15 protein-coding genes are annotated in these 15,146 nt (G+C 68.8%); 10 read left to right on the plus strand and 5 right to left on the minus strand.

Annotated features, from left to right (window positions below; genetic code table 11):
- Positions 1-152: 152 nt before the first annotated feature.
- Complete coding sequence (locus EL288_RS21430) at positions 153-1,364, minus strand: CaiB/BaiF CoA transferase family protein (protein ID WP_003807908.1); 1,212 nt, start codon at positions 1,362-1,364, stop codon at positions 153-155.
- A gap of 278 nt (positions 1,365-1,642) precedes the next feature.
- Here EL288_RS21430 and EL288_RS21435 point away from each other — a divergent pair, with 278 nt between their 5' ends.
- Genes EL288_RS21435 through EL288_RS21445 form a run of 3 tightly spaced genes read left to right on the plus strand, consistent with a single transcriptional unit; the run spans position 1,643 to position 4,896 of the window.
- The gene (locus EL288_RS21435) at positions 1,643-2,842 is read left to right on the plus strand and encodes a CaiB/BaiF CoA transferase family protein (protein ID WP_232018712.1); all 1,200 of its coding nucleotides are present in this window, start codon (positions 1,643-1,645) and stop codon (positions 2,840-2,842) included.
- Between the two features lie 49 nt (positions 2,843-2,891).
- Complete coding sequence (locus EL288_RS21440; RefSeq protein WP_033447833.1) at positions 2,892-4,079, plus strand: iron-containing alcohol dehydrogenase; 1,188 nt, start codon at positions 2,892-2,894, stop codon at positions 4,077-4,079.
- Positions 4,080-4,125: 46 nt separating this feature from the next.
- Positions 4,126-4,896 (plus strand): enoyl-CoA hydratase/isomerase family protein, encoded by a 771-nt coding sequence (locus EL288_RS21445; protein ID WP_033458387.1) that lies wholly within the window; start codon positions 4,126-4,128, stop codon positions 4,894-4,896.
- 47 nt (positions 4,897-4,943) lie between these two features.
- Here the strand turns inward: EL288_RS21445 and EL288_RS21450 are convergent, their stop codons facing one another.
- Both EL288_RS21450 and EL288_RS21455 read right to left on the minus strand, forming a co-directional pair.
- The gene (locus tag EL288_RS21450) at positions 4,944-5,309 is read right to left on the minus strand and encodes a carboxymuconolactone decarboxylase family protein (protein WP_003807901.1); all 366 of its coding nucleotides are present in this window, start codon (positions 5,307-5,309) and stop codon (positions 4,944-4,946) included.
- Positions 5,310-5,333: 24 nt separating this feature from the next.
- On the minus strand, positions 5,334-6,236 hold the full coding sequence (locus tag EL288_RS21455) for an isocitrate lyase/PEP mutase family protein (protein ID WP_033448820.1): 903 nt from the start codon (positions 6,234-6,236) through the stop codon (positions 5,334-5,336).
- 231 nt (positions 6,237-6,467) lie between these two features.
- Between EL288_RS21455 and EL288_RS21460 the strand changes: the two genes are divergently transcribed.
- The 3 genes from EL288_RS21460 to EL288_RS21470 are packed head-to-tail and all read left to right on the plus strand — an operon-like array spanning position 6,468 to position 9,187.
- Complete coding sequence (locus tag EL288_RS21460; RefSeq protein ID WP_003807897.1) at positions 6,468-7,550, plus strand: zinc-dependent alcohol dehydrogenase; 1,083 nt, start codon at positions 6,468-6,470, stop codon at positions 7,548-7,550.
- Positions 7,550-8,971: an MmgE/PrpD family protein gene (locus EL288_RS21465; protein WP_003807896.1), complete on the plus strand. Its 1,422-nt coding sequence runs from the start codon at positions 7,550-7,552 to the stop codon at positions 8,969-8,971. The genes EL288_RS21460 and EL288_RS21465 overlap by 1 nt, the downstream gene beginning before the upstream one ends.
- Positions 8,972-8,977: 6 nt before the next feature.
- Positions 8,978-9,187, plus strand: a complete 210-nt coding sequence (locus EL288_RS21470; protein WP_003807894.1) for a hypothetical protein — start codon at positions 8,978-8,980, stop codon at positions 9,185-9,187.
- Between the two features lie 42 nt (positions 9,188-9,229).
- Here the strand turns inward: EL288_RS21470 and EL288_RS21475 are convergent, their stop codons facing one another.
- Entirely contained in the window at positions 9,230-9,568 is a 339-nt protein-coding gene (locus tag EL288_RS21475; protein ID WP_126622028.1) for a glycine zipper 2TM domain-containing protein, read from the minus strand.
- A gap of 167 nt (positions 9,569-9,735) precedes the next feature.
- Positions 9,736-10,752 (minus strand): LacI family DNA-binding transcriptional regulator, encoded by a 1,017-nt coding sequence (locus EL288_RS21480; protein ID WP_003807890.1) that lies wholly within the window; start codon positions 10,750-10,752, stop codon positions 9,736-9,738.
- Positions 10,753-10,920: 168 nt separating this feature from the next.
- Between EL288_RS21480 and EL288_RS21485 the strand changes: the two genes are divergently transcribed.
- The 4 genes from EL288_RS21485 to EL288_RS21500 all read left to right on the plus strand — a co-directional run bounded on the left by EL288_RS21485 (position 10,921) and on the right by EL288_RS21500 (position 15,132).
- Positions 10,921-12,477: a class I adenylate-forming enzyme family protein gene (locus tag EL288_RS21485; RefSeq protein WP_003807889.1), complete on the plus strand. Its 1,557-nt coding sequence runs from the start codon at positions 10,921-10,923 to the stop codon at positions 12,475-12,477.
- Positions 12,478-12,520: 43 nt separating this feature from the next.
- Entirely contained in the window at positions 12,521-13,693 is a 1,173-nt protein-coding gene (locus EL288_RS21490) for a thiolase domain-containing protein (protein ID WP_003807887.1), read from the plus strand.
- A complete protein-coding gene (locus tag EL288_RS21495; RefSeq protein WP_003807885.1) occupies positions 13,690-14,088 on the plus strand; it encodes a Zn-ribbon domain-containing OB-fold protein in 399 nt (132 codons plus the stop codon). Before EL288_RS21490 ends, EL288_RS21495 begins: the two co-directional genes overlap by 4 nt.
- Before the next feature lie 81 nt (positions 14,089-14,169).
- Positions 14,170-15,132, plus strand: coding sequence for a Bug family tripartite tricarboxylate transporter substrate binding protein (locus tag EL288_RS21500; protein ID WP_003807883.1), 963 nt, complete (start codon positions 14,170-14,172; stop codon positions 15,130-15,132).
- The last annotated feature ends 14 nt before the right edge of the window (positions 15,133-15,146 follow it).

Here is a 15,146-nt window from a genome sequence, read left to right on the forward strand (position 1 = left end):
CCGGAAAGCGCACAGGCTTTCATTTATCTGGCATGCAATGATGCTGGCCTCACATTGGACGAAACCGCCATGGTTCGCGTCAATTTAAGAATTGGCCGGGATTCTTAGCCTGCATGGCATCGGCCGCGGCAATGGCTGCCGTTGCGCGCGCGTCATGGGTCGCTGCGGAAGAATCCTGCGCTCAGGCCGCGCTCGATCTCGGCCGCGTCAAACCCCCAGGATTCCAGGGCCTGGACGGTATGCGCACCCGGCGCCGCGGCGTTGCCGCGGATGGACGCGGGGGTACGGGAAAACCGCGGCGCGGGCGCGGGATGCTCGATGCCGTCCACATCGACCATCTGGGCGCGGGCCTGGTTGTGGGCATGCTGCGGCGCCTCGTGCAGGGCCAGGACCGGCGAAACGCAAGCGTCCTTGTCCTGGAAATGCGCCGCCCAGTCGTCGCGGGTGCGTTGGGCGAAACGGGCGGCGATGGCCTGGCGCAATTGCGGCCAGCGCGCGCGGTCCTGCTGCGCGGGCAATTCACGCTGGTCCAGACCCAGCTCCGACAGAAGCACGGCGAAGAACTTCGGCTCGATGGCGCCCACCGCCATATGGCGCCCGTCCAGCGTGGCATAGGTCGTGTAGTACGGCGCGCCGCCATCGAGCACGTTCGCGCCGCGCTCGGGGTTCAGCATGCCCGCCTGGCGAAAGCCGTGGAAAACCGTCAACAGGCTGCTCACCCCATCGATCATCGCCGCGTCGACCACCTGTCCCACGCCGCTCCTGGCGGCCTCCAGCCCCGCGCTCACCACGCCGAGCGCCAGGTAGAGCGCGCCGCCGGCATAATCGCCGACCAGGTTCAGCGGGGGGACCGGCGCGCCGCCGGCCGGGCCTATCATGTCGAGCGCCCCGGTCAACGCCAGGTAGTTGATATCGTGCCCCGCGGCCTGCGACATCGGCCCGCTCTGGCCCCACCCCGTCGCGCGTCCATAGACGAGCGAGGGCCGCAACGACAGACAGGCTCGCGGACCGATGCCCAGGCGCTCGGCCACGCCCGGCCGGAAACCCTCCAGCAACACATCCGCACGGGCCACCAGGCGCAGGAACGCCGCCAGCCCGTCCGGATGCTTCAGGTCCATGGCCACGGATTGCTTGCCCCGGCCCCTGAGTTCGAACCGGGGATCCAGCGCGATGCCCAGGCCGGCATCGGCGGTCCGGTCCACGCGCAGGACCTCGGCCCCCAGATCCGCGAGGAGCATGCCGCAGAAGGGCACCGGCCCCATGGCCGCCACCTCGATGACCCTCAGCCCATGCAAGGGACCCACGGCTGGTTCCGCCGGCGAACCGGGGCGCGTTGCATCGGTATTCATCTCAGGCACTCCCACTCTCTCTTCCTTGTTCCGGCCACTGCCGGCGGCCTGGCAAGCCGCCGGCGGCGGCAGGTCGCCGCACTTGACAGCCTAGCGGCCGGCCGGCCGCTGTCAAATTGAAAATCCGCCGCCTTTGATAGCGCTTTGCCTCAAGCCCGAAAGGCCGGGGCGATACCTATCAATGCGCGCCCAGAATCAATTGGACGGGCCCTGGCGCGCTGGCTATCGTGTTCCAGCCCCCCCGCATCGAACGATGCCGCACACCCCTTTCCCCTGCCACACGCGCCGACGACATGACCAGCCCAAGCACCCCGCAACGCCCTCGATTTCCGCTTCGCGAACTGGATGGCCGGCAGCCGGCCATACTCGACGGCATCAAGGTCCTCGATCTCACGCGCCTGCTCGCCGGCCCCGTCGCCACGCAGATGCTGGGCGATCTCGGCGCCGAGGTCGTCAAGGTGGAGCATCCGAAGGACGGCGACGATACGCGGGTATGGAGCCCGAAACTGGAGGGGCATTCCGGCACGTTTCTGTCGGCCAACCGCAACAAGGCCAGCATCACGCTGGACCTGAAGAGCGCCGACGATCTGGAGACCATGAAGACGTTGATCCGCCGCGCCGACGTGCTCGTGGAGAACTTCTCCGCCGGCGTGATGGCGCGCCTGGGCCTGGCCTACGACGCCTGCGTGGAACTGAACCCGGCGCTGATCTACTGCTCGATCTCGGGCTATGGCCAGGCCGGGATATTTCGCGGCCGCGGCGGCTACGATGCCGTGTTCCAGGCGGAAAGCGGACATATGTCGGTCACGGGCAGCCCGGAGGGCGAGCCCATGCGCATGGGCGCGCCGGTCACCGACTTCACATCGGGCGTCGTCGCCTCCAACGCCATACTCGCCGCGCTGTTCCATCGGCAGCGCACGGGCGAGGGCCAGTTCATCGAAATCGCCATGCAGGACGTGGCGTTCAATATGCTGATCAACTTCGGCATGAACTACCTGGCCAGCGGGATCGTGCCGCACCGCGAAGGCAACAGCTCGCCGCTGGCCGCGCCGACAGGGGTGTTCCAGGCCGGCGACGGCGACCTGCTGCTGAGCTGCGCCAATGATCGCCTGTGGCAAAAATTCGCGCTGCTCGTCGAACGCGAAGACCTGCTCGCGGACGAACGCTTCCAGGATAACGGCGCCCGCGTCAGACACCGCGCCGCGCTCGCGCAGGCGCTGGCGCCCGTCATGGCAGGCCGCACGGTCGACCAATGGCTGGCGCTGCTGATTCCCGCCGGCATTCCCGCTGCCGCCGTCCGCAACCTCGATGGCGCATACGCCCAACCCTACGTGCAAGAGCGCCAGCTCGTCACGGAAATCCTGGACAGCAAGGGGCGCAGCGTCCCGACGGTCGCCAATCCGATCCGCTTCGCGAAGACGCCGGTGGTGATCCGGCGCGCGCCGCCCGAGCTCGGCGAGGACAATGCGGCAATCGGGCGGCTGTTCACATGAATACGCCGCATCCGCCCGCCCGTCCTGACGGGCAACGCTGGAGCAACGCATGATCCACACCGGAAAGATCGATAGTCCGCGGATCGGATCCGTCCTGTTCGGGCCGGGTGCGCTGCAGCGGCTCGGCCAATGCGTGCCGCAGCTGCACGCGCGGCGCGTCCTGCTGGTGACGACCACCTCGCTGGCCAGGCAGCCCGACGTACTGGATGAAGTCCGCGGCGCGCTCGGCGGTGCGAGCGTCGCGATATACGGCGGGGCGCGCCAGCACGTGCCCTGGGAACAAGTGGTCGAGGGCGCGCGGGCCGCCAGGCAGCACGAGGCGGACCTGCTGGTATCCCTGGGCGGCAGCAGCGCCACCGACGTCACCAAGGGCATCAACCTGGCGCTGGCCGAAGCCGGCGCCGAAGGCTGCGCAGCGTTCCTCGCCCGCCACGCCGCCCTGGGCGCGGATGCCGCAAAGCGGCGTTTCAGCCGGCCCAAGCTGATGCACGTCGCCATCCCCACCACGCTGTCCGGCGCGGAGTTCTCCAGCTCCGTCGGCATGACCGACGCGCGCACCCGGCGCAAGTTCGCCATGGTGGACGCCGCCCTCACTCCCGGGCTGATCGTGCTGGATCCGGCCGCCACGCGGCAGACCTCCGCGGCCCTGTGGACGTCGACCGCGATGAAAGTGCTGGCGGACTGTTTCGAGGAGATCTGCTCGCCGCGGCACGTGCCCATGGTGGATGCGCTGGCGCTGCAGTCGGTCCGCATCATCGACCGCTACCTGCTGGCGTCGGCGGCCGACCCCATGGACCAGCAGGCGCGCGCCATGCTGCAGCATGCGACATGGATGTGCGAATCGGTCAAGGCCTGCACCGGCCTGGGCATCGTGACGGCGCTGCGGCACCAGATCGGCGGCATGTTCGACGTTCCCCACGGCATGGCCTCGTCGGTGGTCTTCCCCGCGGGGGTGCGCTTCAACCGGCCCGGCGTCGACGAGCGGCTTGCCCTGATCGCCGACGCCATGGGGTTGCAGGCGCGCGATACCGCCGCCGCGGCCGGCGCGGCGCTGCAACGCGCCCAGGAACTGATTGCCGCGGCATCGCTGCCCACCCGCCTGCGCGATGTCGGCGTGCCCCGCGACGGGCTGGACCGCCTCGCCGAGGCCGTCATGCTCGACCGGCAGACGCTCAACAACCCCAGGCCCGTTGAATCCGTCGCCCAGGTCCGCGAGCTGCTCGGCCAGATCTGGTAAGGCGGCCCGCCACACCCGTCAACGCCTTCCGAAAAAGGCCTCGCCCATGGACGATACCCTGCTCATCGACGACCCCGCCCCCGGGGTGCGCGTCATCACGCTGAACCGCCCGCAGCGGCTCAACGCGCTGGACGGGCCGACCCTGGCGCGCCTGAACGCCGCGGTGCGCGACAGCACGGCGCCCGAGCGCTGCCTGCGCGTGCTCGTGGTCCGCGGCGCGGGCCGCGCCTTCTGTTCCGGCGTCGACCTCAAATGGGCGGCCAGCGGCGTGCTCGACGACCGCGCCGCCCACCAGCGCAACCAGGATCTGATGCAGGAAACGTACGAGGCGTTCGAAGCGGCGCCGCAGATCGTCATCGCGTCGGTCAATGGTTTCGCGGTTGCCGGCGGCCTGGAGCTGGCGCTGGCCTGCGACATCATCGTGGCCAGCGACGAGGCCCAGCTGGGCGACGAACACATCCGCAAGAATCTGTTCCCCAGCGGCGGCAGCACGCAGCGGCTGCCGCGCAAGATAGGCCTGGCGCGCGCCATGTACTACCTGGTCACGGGCCGGCGCATGAGCGGCCGCGAGGCCGAGCGGATAGGCCTGGCGTCGCTGGCAGTGCCGCCCCTGGAGCTGGACGCCGTCAGCCTGGGGCTGGCCGAGGAGATCGCGCGCGCCGATGCGCTGGCGCTGGCCTCCATGAAACTCATGGCGCGCCGTTCGCTCGAACTGCCTTTGAAGGATGGCCTGGCGATGGAACGCTGGATGCAGTTTCGCTACCGCACCGCCTCGCCGTCGCTGGACGCCGGCGTGCGCAAGTTCGCCGAAGGCTGACAGGCCGGGTCGGCGCGGACAGGATGGCGGTCCTATCCGGGGCCGCCTCATTCCCGCGCAAGGATCTCCCAGGCCCGCATCGCCGCGGAGACCGCCGACGGCCAGCCCGAGTAGTAGGCCATATGGGTAATCATCTCGACCAGTTCCTCCCGGGTAACGCCATTTTCAAGCGCCCTGGGAAAATGCGTCGCCATCTGCTCGGTAGCGCCCAAGGCCACGAGCGCCGTGCAGGTGATCAAGCTGCGGTCGCGCTTCGAGAGCTGCGGCCGCTCCCACAGGCCGCCGAACAGCACGTCGTCCGTCATCTGCGCCAGCGCGGGGGCAATTTCGTCCAGGCGCTGCCGGTACAGCTGGCGGGCCGCCTCGAGCCCGCGGGCGTCCCGGCCCGGGTCGGAATTCCTGGTATCGGTCATGGCATGTTCTCGAACAGCGGCAGGTCAGCCTACCGGGTACTTCTGCAGGATGCGTTCCTTCTCCGGCAGCCCGACAAGCACGTTGGCATCGGCTCGATCCGCCTCGTCTTCCGGCCGCACATCGAACTTGCCGTCCTGCAGCCACCTGCCGTACTCCTGCGTCATGAACCGGTGGGCGCGCGACAGCATATTGGTCGCGTAGATCACCATCCTGACGTTCCACGCCAGCAGCTCCGAGGCCGTTTTCTCGGGTTCCGCCACGCCTGCCGCCTCTGCCCCCCAGTTCTTCGGCGCGCCGCCCAGCACCACCAGGGGCTTGGGAATGCGCGGTCCGTACCGTTCGAGCCAGCTGTTGGTCGCGAACAGCGGCATGATGGCGTCCGCGCCGGCGTCGCAATAGCGCAACGCCCGCTCGAACGCTTCCTCCTCGCACGCGGCGCGCCGCGCATGGATGCCGTCGCGCCAGGGCGACATGGCGTCCGTGCGCGCGATGATGAGCATATCGGGGTCCGTCCGGGTATCGAGCGCGACCTTGAGATGCGTGACCATGTCCTGCACGGGCAATGGCAGGCCGTGCTTCTTGATGGCGAAATCCTCCAGGTGCAAGGCCGCCGCGCCCGCGCGCTCGAACTCGTGCACGGTGCGGGCGATCTTGAGCACGCTGCCGAACCCCTCGTCCGCGTCCGCGATCACCGGAATATTGACGCGATCGGCTACTTCCGAGATGCGCTGCGCGATCTCGGACAGGGTCAGCGTTCCATCCGGATATCCGCGCGTGTGGTTCACGTAGGACCCCGAGATGTAGACCGCGGGGTAGCCCACCCGCTCGACCAGCCGGGCCTGGCCCGCGTCTCCAACGCCCGCCGCGAGAATCGAACCGGAGCCAGCCTCCAGTTGCCTTCGGAACGCGTGCCGTGCCTTCGTCATTACCGCTCTCCTGTCGTGTCGAGCGGAAAAAGTAAGGTGGCGCCGCATCACCGTCAATTTGGTTTTTTTCCTCCATTGATAGGCAGTGGCAGCCGCGCCGCGCTCGCGCGCCCATGCCTTGCGGCAAGCCTATGAATCCGCGCTTACTTTCAAATTGACCGCCGGATACCCGTGCGCTGTACTGGTTCCCGCGACATGCAAGTGCAATGAACCCCGGAAAACAGGCAGACAATGAAAACTCACGCAATCGTCCAGCGCGGCCCCCGGCGGCTGGAATACGTCCAGCTTCCCTTGCCCGAAGTGCTCGCGCCCGACGAAGCGCTGGTGCGCGTGGAAGGCTGCGGCATCTGCGGCACCGACTACGAACGCTACGAAGGCTCGCTGGGCCACGTACCCGAACTGATTCCCGGCCACGAACCGGTTGGCCGCATCGAACGTATCGGCGACAGCGCGGCCCAGCGCATGCAACTCAAGGAGGGCGACCGCGTGGCGGTGCAGCCCCACTATGGCTGTGGCGTGTGTTCATACTGCGTGGAGGGCATGTTCCAGCTGTGCGCGCGCAAGATCAACCTGGGCCTGTCGCCGCTCTCCGAGGGCTGCGGACTGTGGGGCGGATTCGCCGAGCACATGATGCTCAAGGGCAATGCGATCGTCCACAAGATGCCCGACAGCCTGCCGATCGAAGATGCCGTCATGTTCAACCCGCTGGGCGCGGGCTTCGAGTGGGCCATCACCTCGGCCGGCACCCGCGTCGGCGACGACGTACTGATCTTCGGCCCCGGCCAGCGCGGCCTGGCCTGCGTGATCGCCGCGGTCATCGCCGGCGCCAACCGGATCGTCGTGACCGGCCTGCAGAAAGACGCGTACAAACTGGAACTGGCCCGCTCGCTGGGCGCGACGGAAGTGGTGGCGATCGATCCCGCCGACCCCGCTTCGCTGGCCCGCGCCCTGGAAGGGCAGAAATTCGATCGCGTGATCGACGTCACGCCGGTCGCGACGCAACCCATACTCGACGCCATTGCGCTGGTGCGGCCCGGCGGCACGATCGTGCTTGCGGGGCTGAAGGGAAACACCCGCACGGTGGCGCTGCGTCCCGACGATCTCGTCATGGACGGCATCGAAATCAAGGGAGTCCGGGGGATCTCGACGCGCTCGTACGGACTGGCGGTACGGGCCATCTGTTCCGGCGCCTACGATTTCTCCGCCTGGCACACCCACACCATGGCATTGAAGGACGCCGAGCTGGCCATTCGCATTCTCGCCGGCGAAGTCAGGCAAGGGCCCGAGCCCCTGCACATCACCATCGTCCCCTGATGGCGGCCGTGGCTTGCGACACACTGATCGGCCGCCTGGCCGATTTCGCCGCGGCGGTGCGCTATGACGCGCTGCCCGCCCAGGTCGTCGCCGAATGCAAGCGCATCCTGCTCGACAGCCTGGGCTGCGCCTACGCGGCGCTCGGCGCGGACAAGGGCCGGCTTGCCATGCAGGCCGGCCGCGACATGGGCGGACCGGCCGAGGCGTCCGTGTTCGGCGGCCAGGAGCGCCTGTCCGCGGCGTCGGCCGCGTTCGTCAACGGCGAGCTCATCAACGCGCTCGACTTCGACGCCTGCACCATTCCGCCCGGGCACGTGGCTCCCTACGCCCTTCCACCCCTGCTCGCCGCCGGCGAGGCGGCGCGCGCCGGCGGCAAGCGCATCATCGAGGCAATCGCGGTGGCGCATGAAGTTTGCGCCCGCGTCGGCTCGGCGATGTCCCATTACCGCGACCTCACCCCCGGACAGCGCCTCGGCTTTCCGCCCGTCACGGGCTACAGCAGCACCATCATCGGCAGCACCCTGGCCTGCGCGCTCGCGCGCGGGATGCCGCGCGACCTCACGGCGCATGCGGTCGGGCTGGCGGCGCGCATGGCGCCGGCCCAATCCATGACCAAATGGATCCAGACATTGCCCGCCACCGACGACAAGTACCTCATGGCCGGCTGGATGGCGCAGGCCGCCCTGCAGGCGGTCCTGCTCGCGTCCAACGGGTATCGCGGCGACGTGGCGGCGCTTGAAGGCGAGTACGGATTCTGGCGCTACATGGGCGTACGGAAGTGGAACCCGCGCGCGCTCACCGACGGCCTGGGCACGGACTGGCGCTTTCCGGATCTCACCATCTACAAGCCCTACCCGACCTGCCGCATCTCGCATACCGTGCTGGACTGCCTCGGCGCCATCCTGGCCGACCATGCATTGAAGCCGCACGAAATCGAGAACGTCGCCGCATACTGCGACCCGCATGCCGCGACCCTGCCGATGTTCGCCAATACGTTCATCGCGTCTGCCGGCGACGCGGCGATGAACGTCGCGTATGCGGTCTCCATGATCGTCCATGGCGTCAGGAGCGGGCCTGCATGGCACGATGACGCCACCTTGAACAATGATCGGCTGCTTGCCTTCATGCGCAAGGTCACCGTGCTGCCCCACCCGCGGTTCGAGGAAATGCTGGCCGCCGAGCCGCAGTCGCGCATCGGGCGCGTGGAGATCCGCGCGCGCGGCAGGACCTTCGAATCGGAGCTTCACTACCGCAAGGGCTCACCGGCTACGCCGCGCACGCGCATGGCCGATACCGAGCTGCTCGAAAAATTCACCCATTGCGCAAGCCGGGCAAAAGCCGGGTCCGCGGAACGGATCGCGGCCATGATCTTCCGGCTGGAGCAGCTCGACGACATCGGCGAGCTCGCCCGAATCTGGTGAGCAGCCATGTGCGTGAACTGCGTCGCGGGTCTCTTCACCTTGCACGAACCGTCTTCCCCGCAAGCCGGCTTCGAGACATTCAAGCGGCTCAAGGCGCGGCGCCCGGAGGTCATGGGCGCCCGCCCATCGAGCGAGGCCGCGAACGAGAAGCCGCGCGCGCCGCGCAACCCCTTCTACGGCTCGCGGAACCGCCGCGCGCTTGCCGACCCCGACTGACCGGGCCGGGCCGGCCCGACGGCGGCGGCCAGCGGCCCGCGCTCAGTGGCGACGGTGCTTGTACCGGTGCTTGTTGCCGCGGTACTTGTCATGGCCCCGGTAACTGGCCCGCTTGTAGTCGCGGCCGCGGTCGCGGTCCCAATGGTGGCGGCGCCCGCGCCGGTCGTCGTCGGTAATGACGTGGCCGAGCACCCCGCCGGCGGCCGCGCCGCCCAGGGTCACCCAGGGATCGCCGTCGGACAGCAGCGCGCCGGCCACGCCGCCCAGCCCGGCCCCGATCACCGTATTGCGGCTCTGCTTGTCGGCCAGCGCCGCAGTGCTCAGGCCCAGCGCCAGCGCGCCGGCCAGAATCGCCTGAATCAGTCGTTTGTTGATTGTCATCGTTGTTCTCCTGTAGCGGGGCGTCCCTGCGATGCGGCCCCGCGTCGGGCCGGGCGGAGCAAGGCGCCACCGGCCTGGAGGACAAGATACCCGTTCAGGTATGTTTCAGTCCTGCATACAGGGATACGGTACGTATAAGCTGTTTCAATGGCTTTCCCGGCCGGCATTCAGCGCGCCGGGGCCGGCCCGCAGGAGCTGCCCAGGATCAGGTCGGAGGGAATGACCACGGTGCGCGCCTGCGGCGGCGCGGTTCTTTCGATGCGCTCCAGGATCAGCTGCACCACGGCGCGGGCGCTGTCCTGGAAGTTGTAACGCAGCGCGGTAACCGGCGGGTACATCAGCTCCAGGGTCTGCATGGTGCCGATGGCCACCACCGACATGTCGCGCGGGATATCCATCCCCGCCTCGCGCACGACGTGCACGGCGCCGGACAGCAGCTGCGTGCCCACGGCGACGATCGCGGTCGGCGGCGCGTCCAGCCCCAGCATGCGCTGCATGGGCTGGCGCGCGGACTCGAGCGACGAATCGGTCAGGTACACCAGCCTGTCGTCGAACGGCAGGCCGGCCGCCTCCAGCGCGGCGCGGTAGCTGCGCAGCTTCAGCCTGCCCGGGCGCACCTGGCTGCCGATGGCGAACAGGGCGATCCGCTGGTGGCCCAGGCTCAGCAGGTAGTCCATGACCTGGCGCATGCCGGGCTCGTGGTCGATCAGCACGGCATCGAAACCCGGGCCCATGTCGCGGTCCATGATGACCGTGGGCAGCTTCGTGGCGGCGAAGGGCGAGGCGGCGATGGGGTCGTACTCGTGCGCGGGCAAGGCAATGATGCCCTCCAGGCGCCGGTTCTCGAAGAACGCCACCAGCTCCTTGTCGCGCGACCGTTGCTCCGAACTGCCCACCAGCAGGGAATAGCCGGCCGCCTGCGCGAGCCGCTCCACCTCGCTCAGGAGCTGGGCGACGAACGGGTTGGCGATGCTGGGCAGCAGGCAGCCTATCGTCCGGCTGTGGCCGGTGCGCAGGTGGCGCGCCGTGTAGTCCGGCTCGTAGCCCAGCCTGGCGACGGCCTGCTGCACGCGCAGGCGCACATCCGGGCTCGCATAGCCCGAACCGTTGAGCACGCGCGAAACGGTACTGATGGCAACCCCGGCCGCATGCGCGACCTCGCGCACGGAAACTCGTTTCGTCATGGTTTTCCTGGATGAAAACGTTCCATGTCATTGTCCATCTCGGACCGGCATCGTAGCATCATCGATAGGGAAACGTTTTCCTATTGTCGTGGCCGCCGAGAGGAGCAGCGGCCCGGGGCAGGCAAGCATCGCGCCCGCACGGCATCGAATCGCGCTCCGGAGACAACCATGCAATTGATCGACACTTTCGATCGAGGCGCCGGCTACGGCCTGGCCGAACCCTGTTTCATCGAACCCGGCGGGCGCACGCTCAGCTACGGGCAGGTCCAGGACATGTCCCATCGCATCGCCAACGGCCTGCGCGCCGCGGGCCTGGACCGCGACAGCAAGGTCGGCACGCTGTCGGCCAATCACTTGCTCACCTTTCCCGCCACGCTGGGCATCGTCCGCTCCGGCTACATGTGGCTGCCCGTCAACGCGCGCAACGCCGCCGAGGAAAACGCCAACATCCTGGCGCGCGGCGGCTGCGAGTTCCTGTTCATCCACAGCCAGTTCGCCGCCCAGCTGCCCGGCCTGCTCCAGGCCCTGCCCGGCCTGAAGGGCGTGGTATGCATCGACGGCGCCTTGCCGCAAGCGCCTTCGCTGCAAGACTGGATGGCGCGGCAGTCCGCCGCACCGGCCCGCAGCGATGCGCGGATCGACGACGTCGTCGCCATCCGCGGCACCGGCGGCACCACCGGGCTGCCCAAGGGCGTGCTGGTCACGCACCGCAACTACCTGGCGCTGCTGGCGAACTGGTACGCCGCCATGCCCGTGCTCGAACGGCCCGTGCACCTGGTCGTGGCGCCGCTTTCGCATGCGGCGGGTTCGGCCACCTTTGCCGCCTGCGCCTACGGCGGGTGCAACGTGATCCTGCCCACCGCCGACCCGGCCGCGATCATCGACGCCATCGGGCGCTACAAGGTGACGCAGCTATTCCTGCCGCCGACGGCGATCTACAAGCTGCTGGCGCATCCGGAGATACGCCGGGGCGACTATGCGTCGCTGCGCTACTTCCTGTACTCGGCCGCCCCGATGTCGGTCGACAAGCTGCGCGAAGCGCTGGACATCTTCGGGCCGGTCATGGTCCAGGCCTACGGCCAGGCCGAGGCGCCCTTCATGTGCACCGTGCTGAGCGCGGGCGAGCACGCCGGCATCCTGCGCGACCCCGCCTTGCGGCACCGGCTGGCAAGCTGCGGCCGCGCTTCGCCGTTCGTGCGCCTGGGCATCATGGACCCGCACGGGAATCTGTTGCCGGCGGGCGAGCGCGGCGAAATCGTGGTCCAGGGCGACCTGGTGGCCCAGGGCTACTACCAGGACCCCGCCAAGACCGCCGAGACATTCAAGCAGGGATGGCTGCACACGGGCGACGTGGGATACCAGGATGGCGACGGCTATCTGTATATCGTCGACCGCATGAAAGACCTGATCGTCTCCGGCGGATTCAATATTTCTCCCAGCGAGGTCGAGCAAGTGCTGTGGGCCCATCCGGCGGTCGGCGATTGCGCCGTGGTCGGCGTGCCCGACGACCACTGGGGCGAAGCCATCAAGGCAGTCGTGGAGCTCAAGGCGGGCGCGCAATGGGACGCGGAGCAGGTCCTGGCCTACTGCCGCGAGCGGCTGGGCAGCATGAAAACCCCCAAGACCATCGAAGTGTGGGAGCAATTGCCGCGCAGCTCGGTCGGCAAGGTGCTCAAGCGCGACATCCGCGAACGCTACTGGAGCGGCCAGGCGCGGCGCGTCTGAGCGCGGCCCGCCACTCCGGATTTCATATCGACTGGATAACGACATGGCCTTTCAACATCCCGCCTTCGTGGCAGGCGCCTTCGAACACCCCACCCGCCATGCGCCGGACAAGTCCACGGCGCAACTGCATGCCGAATGCGCGCGCGGCGCCCTGGCCGACGCCGGCCTGTCCCTGGAGGACGTGGACGGCTACTTCTGCGCGGCGGATGCGCCGGGCGGCATTCCCGCGCTGATGGCCGATTACCTCAACCTGCGCAAGCTGCGCCATGTGGACGGCACCGAATCGGGCGGCTGCTCGTACATCGCGCACGTCGGCCACGCGGCCGACGCCATCGCGCGCGGCAAGTGCTCGGTGGCTCTCATCACGCTGGCGGGCAAGCCGCGCAGCAGCGGCCAGGCCACCGGCACCGAGATCCGCCAGATCCCGCCCGAGCGGCCGGCCGCCGCCTTCGAACAGCCCTATGCCTGGACGGTGGCCGGCATGTACGGCCTGCTGGCGCGCCGCCATATGCACGAATACGGCACGACCATGGAACAGCTGGCGTGGGTCAAGGTGGCCGCGTCGCACCATGCCCAGCACAACCCCCACGCCCTGCTGCGCAAGCGCTACACGACCGAAGACGTACTGGGCTCGCCGCTGGTGGCGGACCCGCTGCGCCGGATGGACTGCTGCGTCATCACCGACGGCGGCGGCGCGCTGGTCCTGGTCGCGCCGCACATCGCCGCGTCGCTGGCGCGCCCCCGGGTCGGCGTGCGCGGCTACGCCGAAACCATCCGCACCAACGAAGCCGGCCGCCTGGACCTGCTGCAGACCGGCGCCGCCGTCACCGGCCCGCGCGCGTTCGAGATGGCCGGCCTCGCGCCCGCCGACGTGAAATACGCCTCGGTGTACGACAACTTCACCATCATGGTGGCCCTGCAGCTGGAAGACCTGGGCTTTTGCGCCAAGGGCGAAGGCGGCAGGTTCGTGGCCGACGGCAACCTGATCTCCGGCGTCGGACGCCTGCCCTGGAACACCGATGGCGGCGGCATGTGCAACAACCATCCCCAGAACCGCGGCGGCATCACCAAGGTCATCGAAGCGGTGCGCCAGCTGCGCGGCGAAGCGCACCCCGCCGTACAGGTGCCGTCGTGCGACATCGCCCTGGCGACGGGGCCCGGCCTGGTAATGGGCGCCGGCCACGCCCACGCAACCGTGCTGCTGGAGCGCGTATGACATCGACCGAACTCTCCCATGACCCCTACGTCGCGGCCTTTCCGGAACTTGCGCCCTTCTGGCAGGCCGCGGCCGGCGGCGCCTTGCTGCTGCCGTACTGCCAGGATTGCGGCCAGACGCACTGGCACCCCCGCGCATTCTGCCCCGAGTGCGGGTCCGAGCGGTTGCGCTGGCAGCCCGCGACCGGCGCGGCCACGCTGCATACCTTCTCGGTCATCCACCGGGGACAGGCGCCCGCCTACGTGCTGGCCTATGCGCAGCTCGACGAGGGGCCGCTGGTCATGACCAACATCGTGGGGGCCGAGGCCGCCGCCCTTTGCATCGGCATGCGACTGCGCGTGGCCTTCCGGCAAACCCCCGAAGGGCGCCATGCGCCGGTGTTCGAACCCGCGTGAATTCCGCGCCACCGCCGGATATCCCGCAAAACGCGCTCCGGCCACGACCGGCAAGCGCAGACCATAACGACAGGAGACATCATGCACCGACGCTCGTTTCTGACCGCGACCTTGTTAAGCCTGCTGGCCACCCGCGCCTGGGCGCAGAAAACGGCCTATCCCGGCCAACGTCCCGTGCGCCTGGTCGTGCCGGCCGCCGCCGGCGGCGCCACCGACCTCGTCGCCCGGCTGATCGCGCAGCACCTGAGCCCGTCATGGCCCGAGCCCATGGTGGTGGAAAACCGGCCCGGCGGCGGCGGGGTGATCGGCACCCAGGCCGTGGCGCGCGCCCCCGCCGACGGCTACACCCTGCTGATGGGCGCCATCAACCACACCATCAACGCCAGCCTGGTCAAGAACCTGCCTTATGACACGCTCGGCGATTTCACGTTCATCGCCGGCGTGGTTTCGATCCCCAACGTCCTGGTCGTCAACCCCAAGGTGCCGGTCAACAGCGTGGAAGAATTCATCCGCTACTCGCAGACCCACGACCTGACGTTCGCCTCGTCGGGCAACGGAACCTCGCAGCACCTGTCGGCCGAGAAATTCCGCATGGACACCGGCGCCAAGTACCAGCACGTGCCCTACAAGGGCTCGGCCCCCGCCGTCACCGACCTGCTGGGCGGCCACGTGGACCTGATGTTCGACAACCTGCCGTCGGCGGCGCCCAACATCCGCACCGGCAGGCTGCGCGCGCTCGGCGTGACCAGCGCCCAGCGCAACCCGGCGTTCCCCGACATCCCCGCGATCGCCGAGACCGTGCCGGGCTTCGATGTCCGCTCATGGTTCGGCCTGATGGGACCCGCCGGCCTGCCCCGCGACGTGGTCGAAAGGCTGCACGCCGAAATGGCGCACGTGTTCGCCCAGAAAGACGTCCTGCAATGGCTGGACAAGATGGGCGCGCAGGCCGAGGTCACCGACCCGGCGGCCTTCGATGCGTACGTGCGCCAGGAGATCAAGCGCTGGGCGGAAGTGGTCCAAGCCTCGGGCGCGACCGTGCAGTAGGCGTTTCGGGCAGG

Origin of the sequence: Bordetella bronchiseptica, assembly GCF_900636925.1 — a bacterium.
Taxonomy (GTDB): domain Bacteria; phylum Pseudomonadota; class Gammaproteobacteria; order Burkholderiales; family Burkholderiaceae_B; genus Bordetella; species Bordetella pertussis.

Bases quoted from the DNA above. Each gene is read 5' to 3' on its own strand.
- EL288_RS21435 (WP_232018712.1), top strand. From the start codon at position 1,643: ATGACCAGCCCAAGCACCCCGCAACGCCCTCGATTTCCGCTTCGCGAA.
- EL288_RS21440 (WP_033447833.1), top strand. From the start codon at position 2,892: ATGATCCACACCGGAAAGATCGATAGTCCGCGGATCGGATCCGTCCTG.
- EL288_RS21445 (WP_033458387.1), top strand. From the start codon at position 4,126: ATGGACGATACCCTGCTCATCGACGACCCCGCCCCCGGGGTGCGCGTC.
- EL288_RS21450 (WP_003807901.1), bottom strand. From the start codon at position 5,309: ATGACCGATACCAGGAATTCCGACCCGGGCCGGGACGCCCGCGGGCTC.
- EL288_RS21455 (WP_033448820.1), bottom strand. From the start codon at position 6,236: ATGACGAAGGCACGGCACGCGTTCCGAAGGCAACTGGAGGCTGGCTCC.
- EL288_RS21460 (WP_003807897.1), top strand. From the start codon at position 6,468: ATGAAAACTCACGCAATCGTCCAGCGCGGCCCCCGGCGGCTGGAATAC.
- EL288_RS21465 (WP_003807896.1), top strand. From the start codon at position 7,550: ATGGCGGCCGTGGCTTGCGACACACTGATCGGCCGCCTGGCCGATTTC.
- EL288_RS21470 (WP_003807894.1), top strand. From the start codon at position 8,978: ATGTGCGTGAACTGCGTCGCGGGTCTCTTCACCTTGCACGAACCGTCT.
- EL288_RS21475 (WP_126622028.1), bottom strand. From the start codon at position 9,568: ATGACAATCAACAAACGACTGATTCAGGCGATTCTGGCCGGCGCGCTG.
- EL288_RS21480 (WP_003807890.1), bottom strand. From the start codon at position 10,752: ATGACGAAACGAGTTTCCGTGCGCGAGGTCGCGCATGCGGCCGGGGTT.
- EL288_RS21485 (WP_003807889.1), top strand. From the start codon at position 10,921: ATGCAATTGATCGACACTTTCGATCGAGGCGCCGGCTACGGCCTGGCC.
- EL288_RS21490 (WP_003807887.1), top strand. From the start codon at position 12,521: ATGGCCTTTCAACATCCCGCCTTCGTGGCAGGCGCCTTCGAACACCCC.
- EL288_RS21495 (WP_003807885.1), top strand. From the start codon at position 13,690: ATGACATCGACCGAACTCTCCCATGACCCCTACGTCGCGGCCTTTCCG.
- EL288_RS21500 (WP_003807883.1), top strand. From the start codon at position 14,170: ATGCACCGACGCTCGTTTCTGACCGCGACCTTGTTAAGCCTGCTGGCC.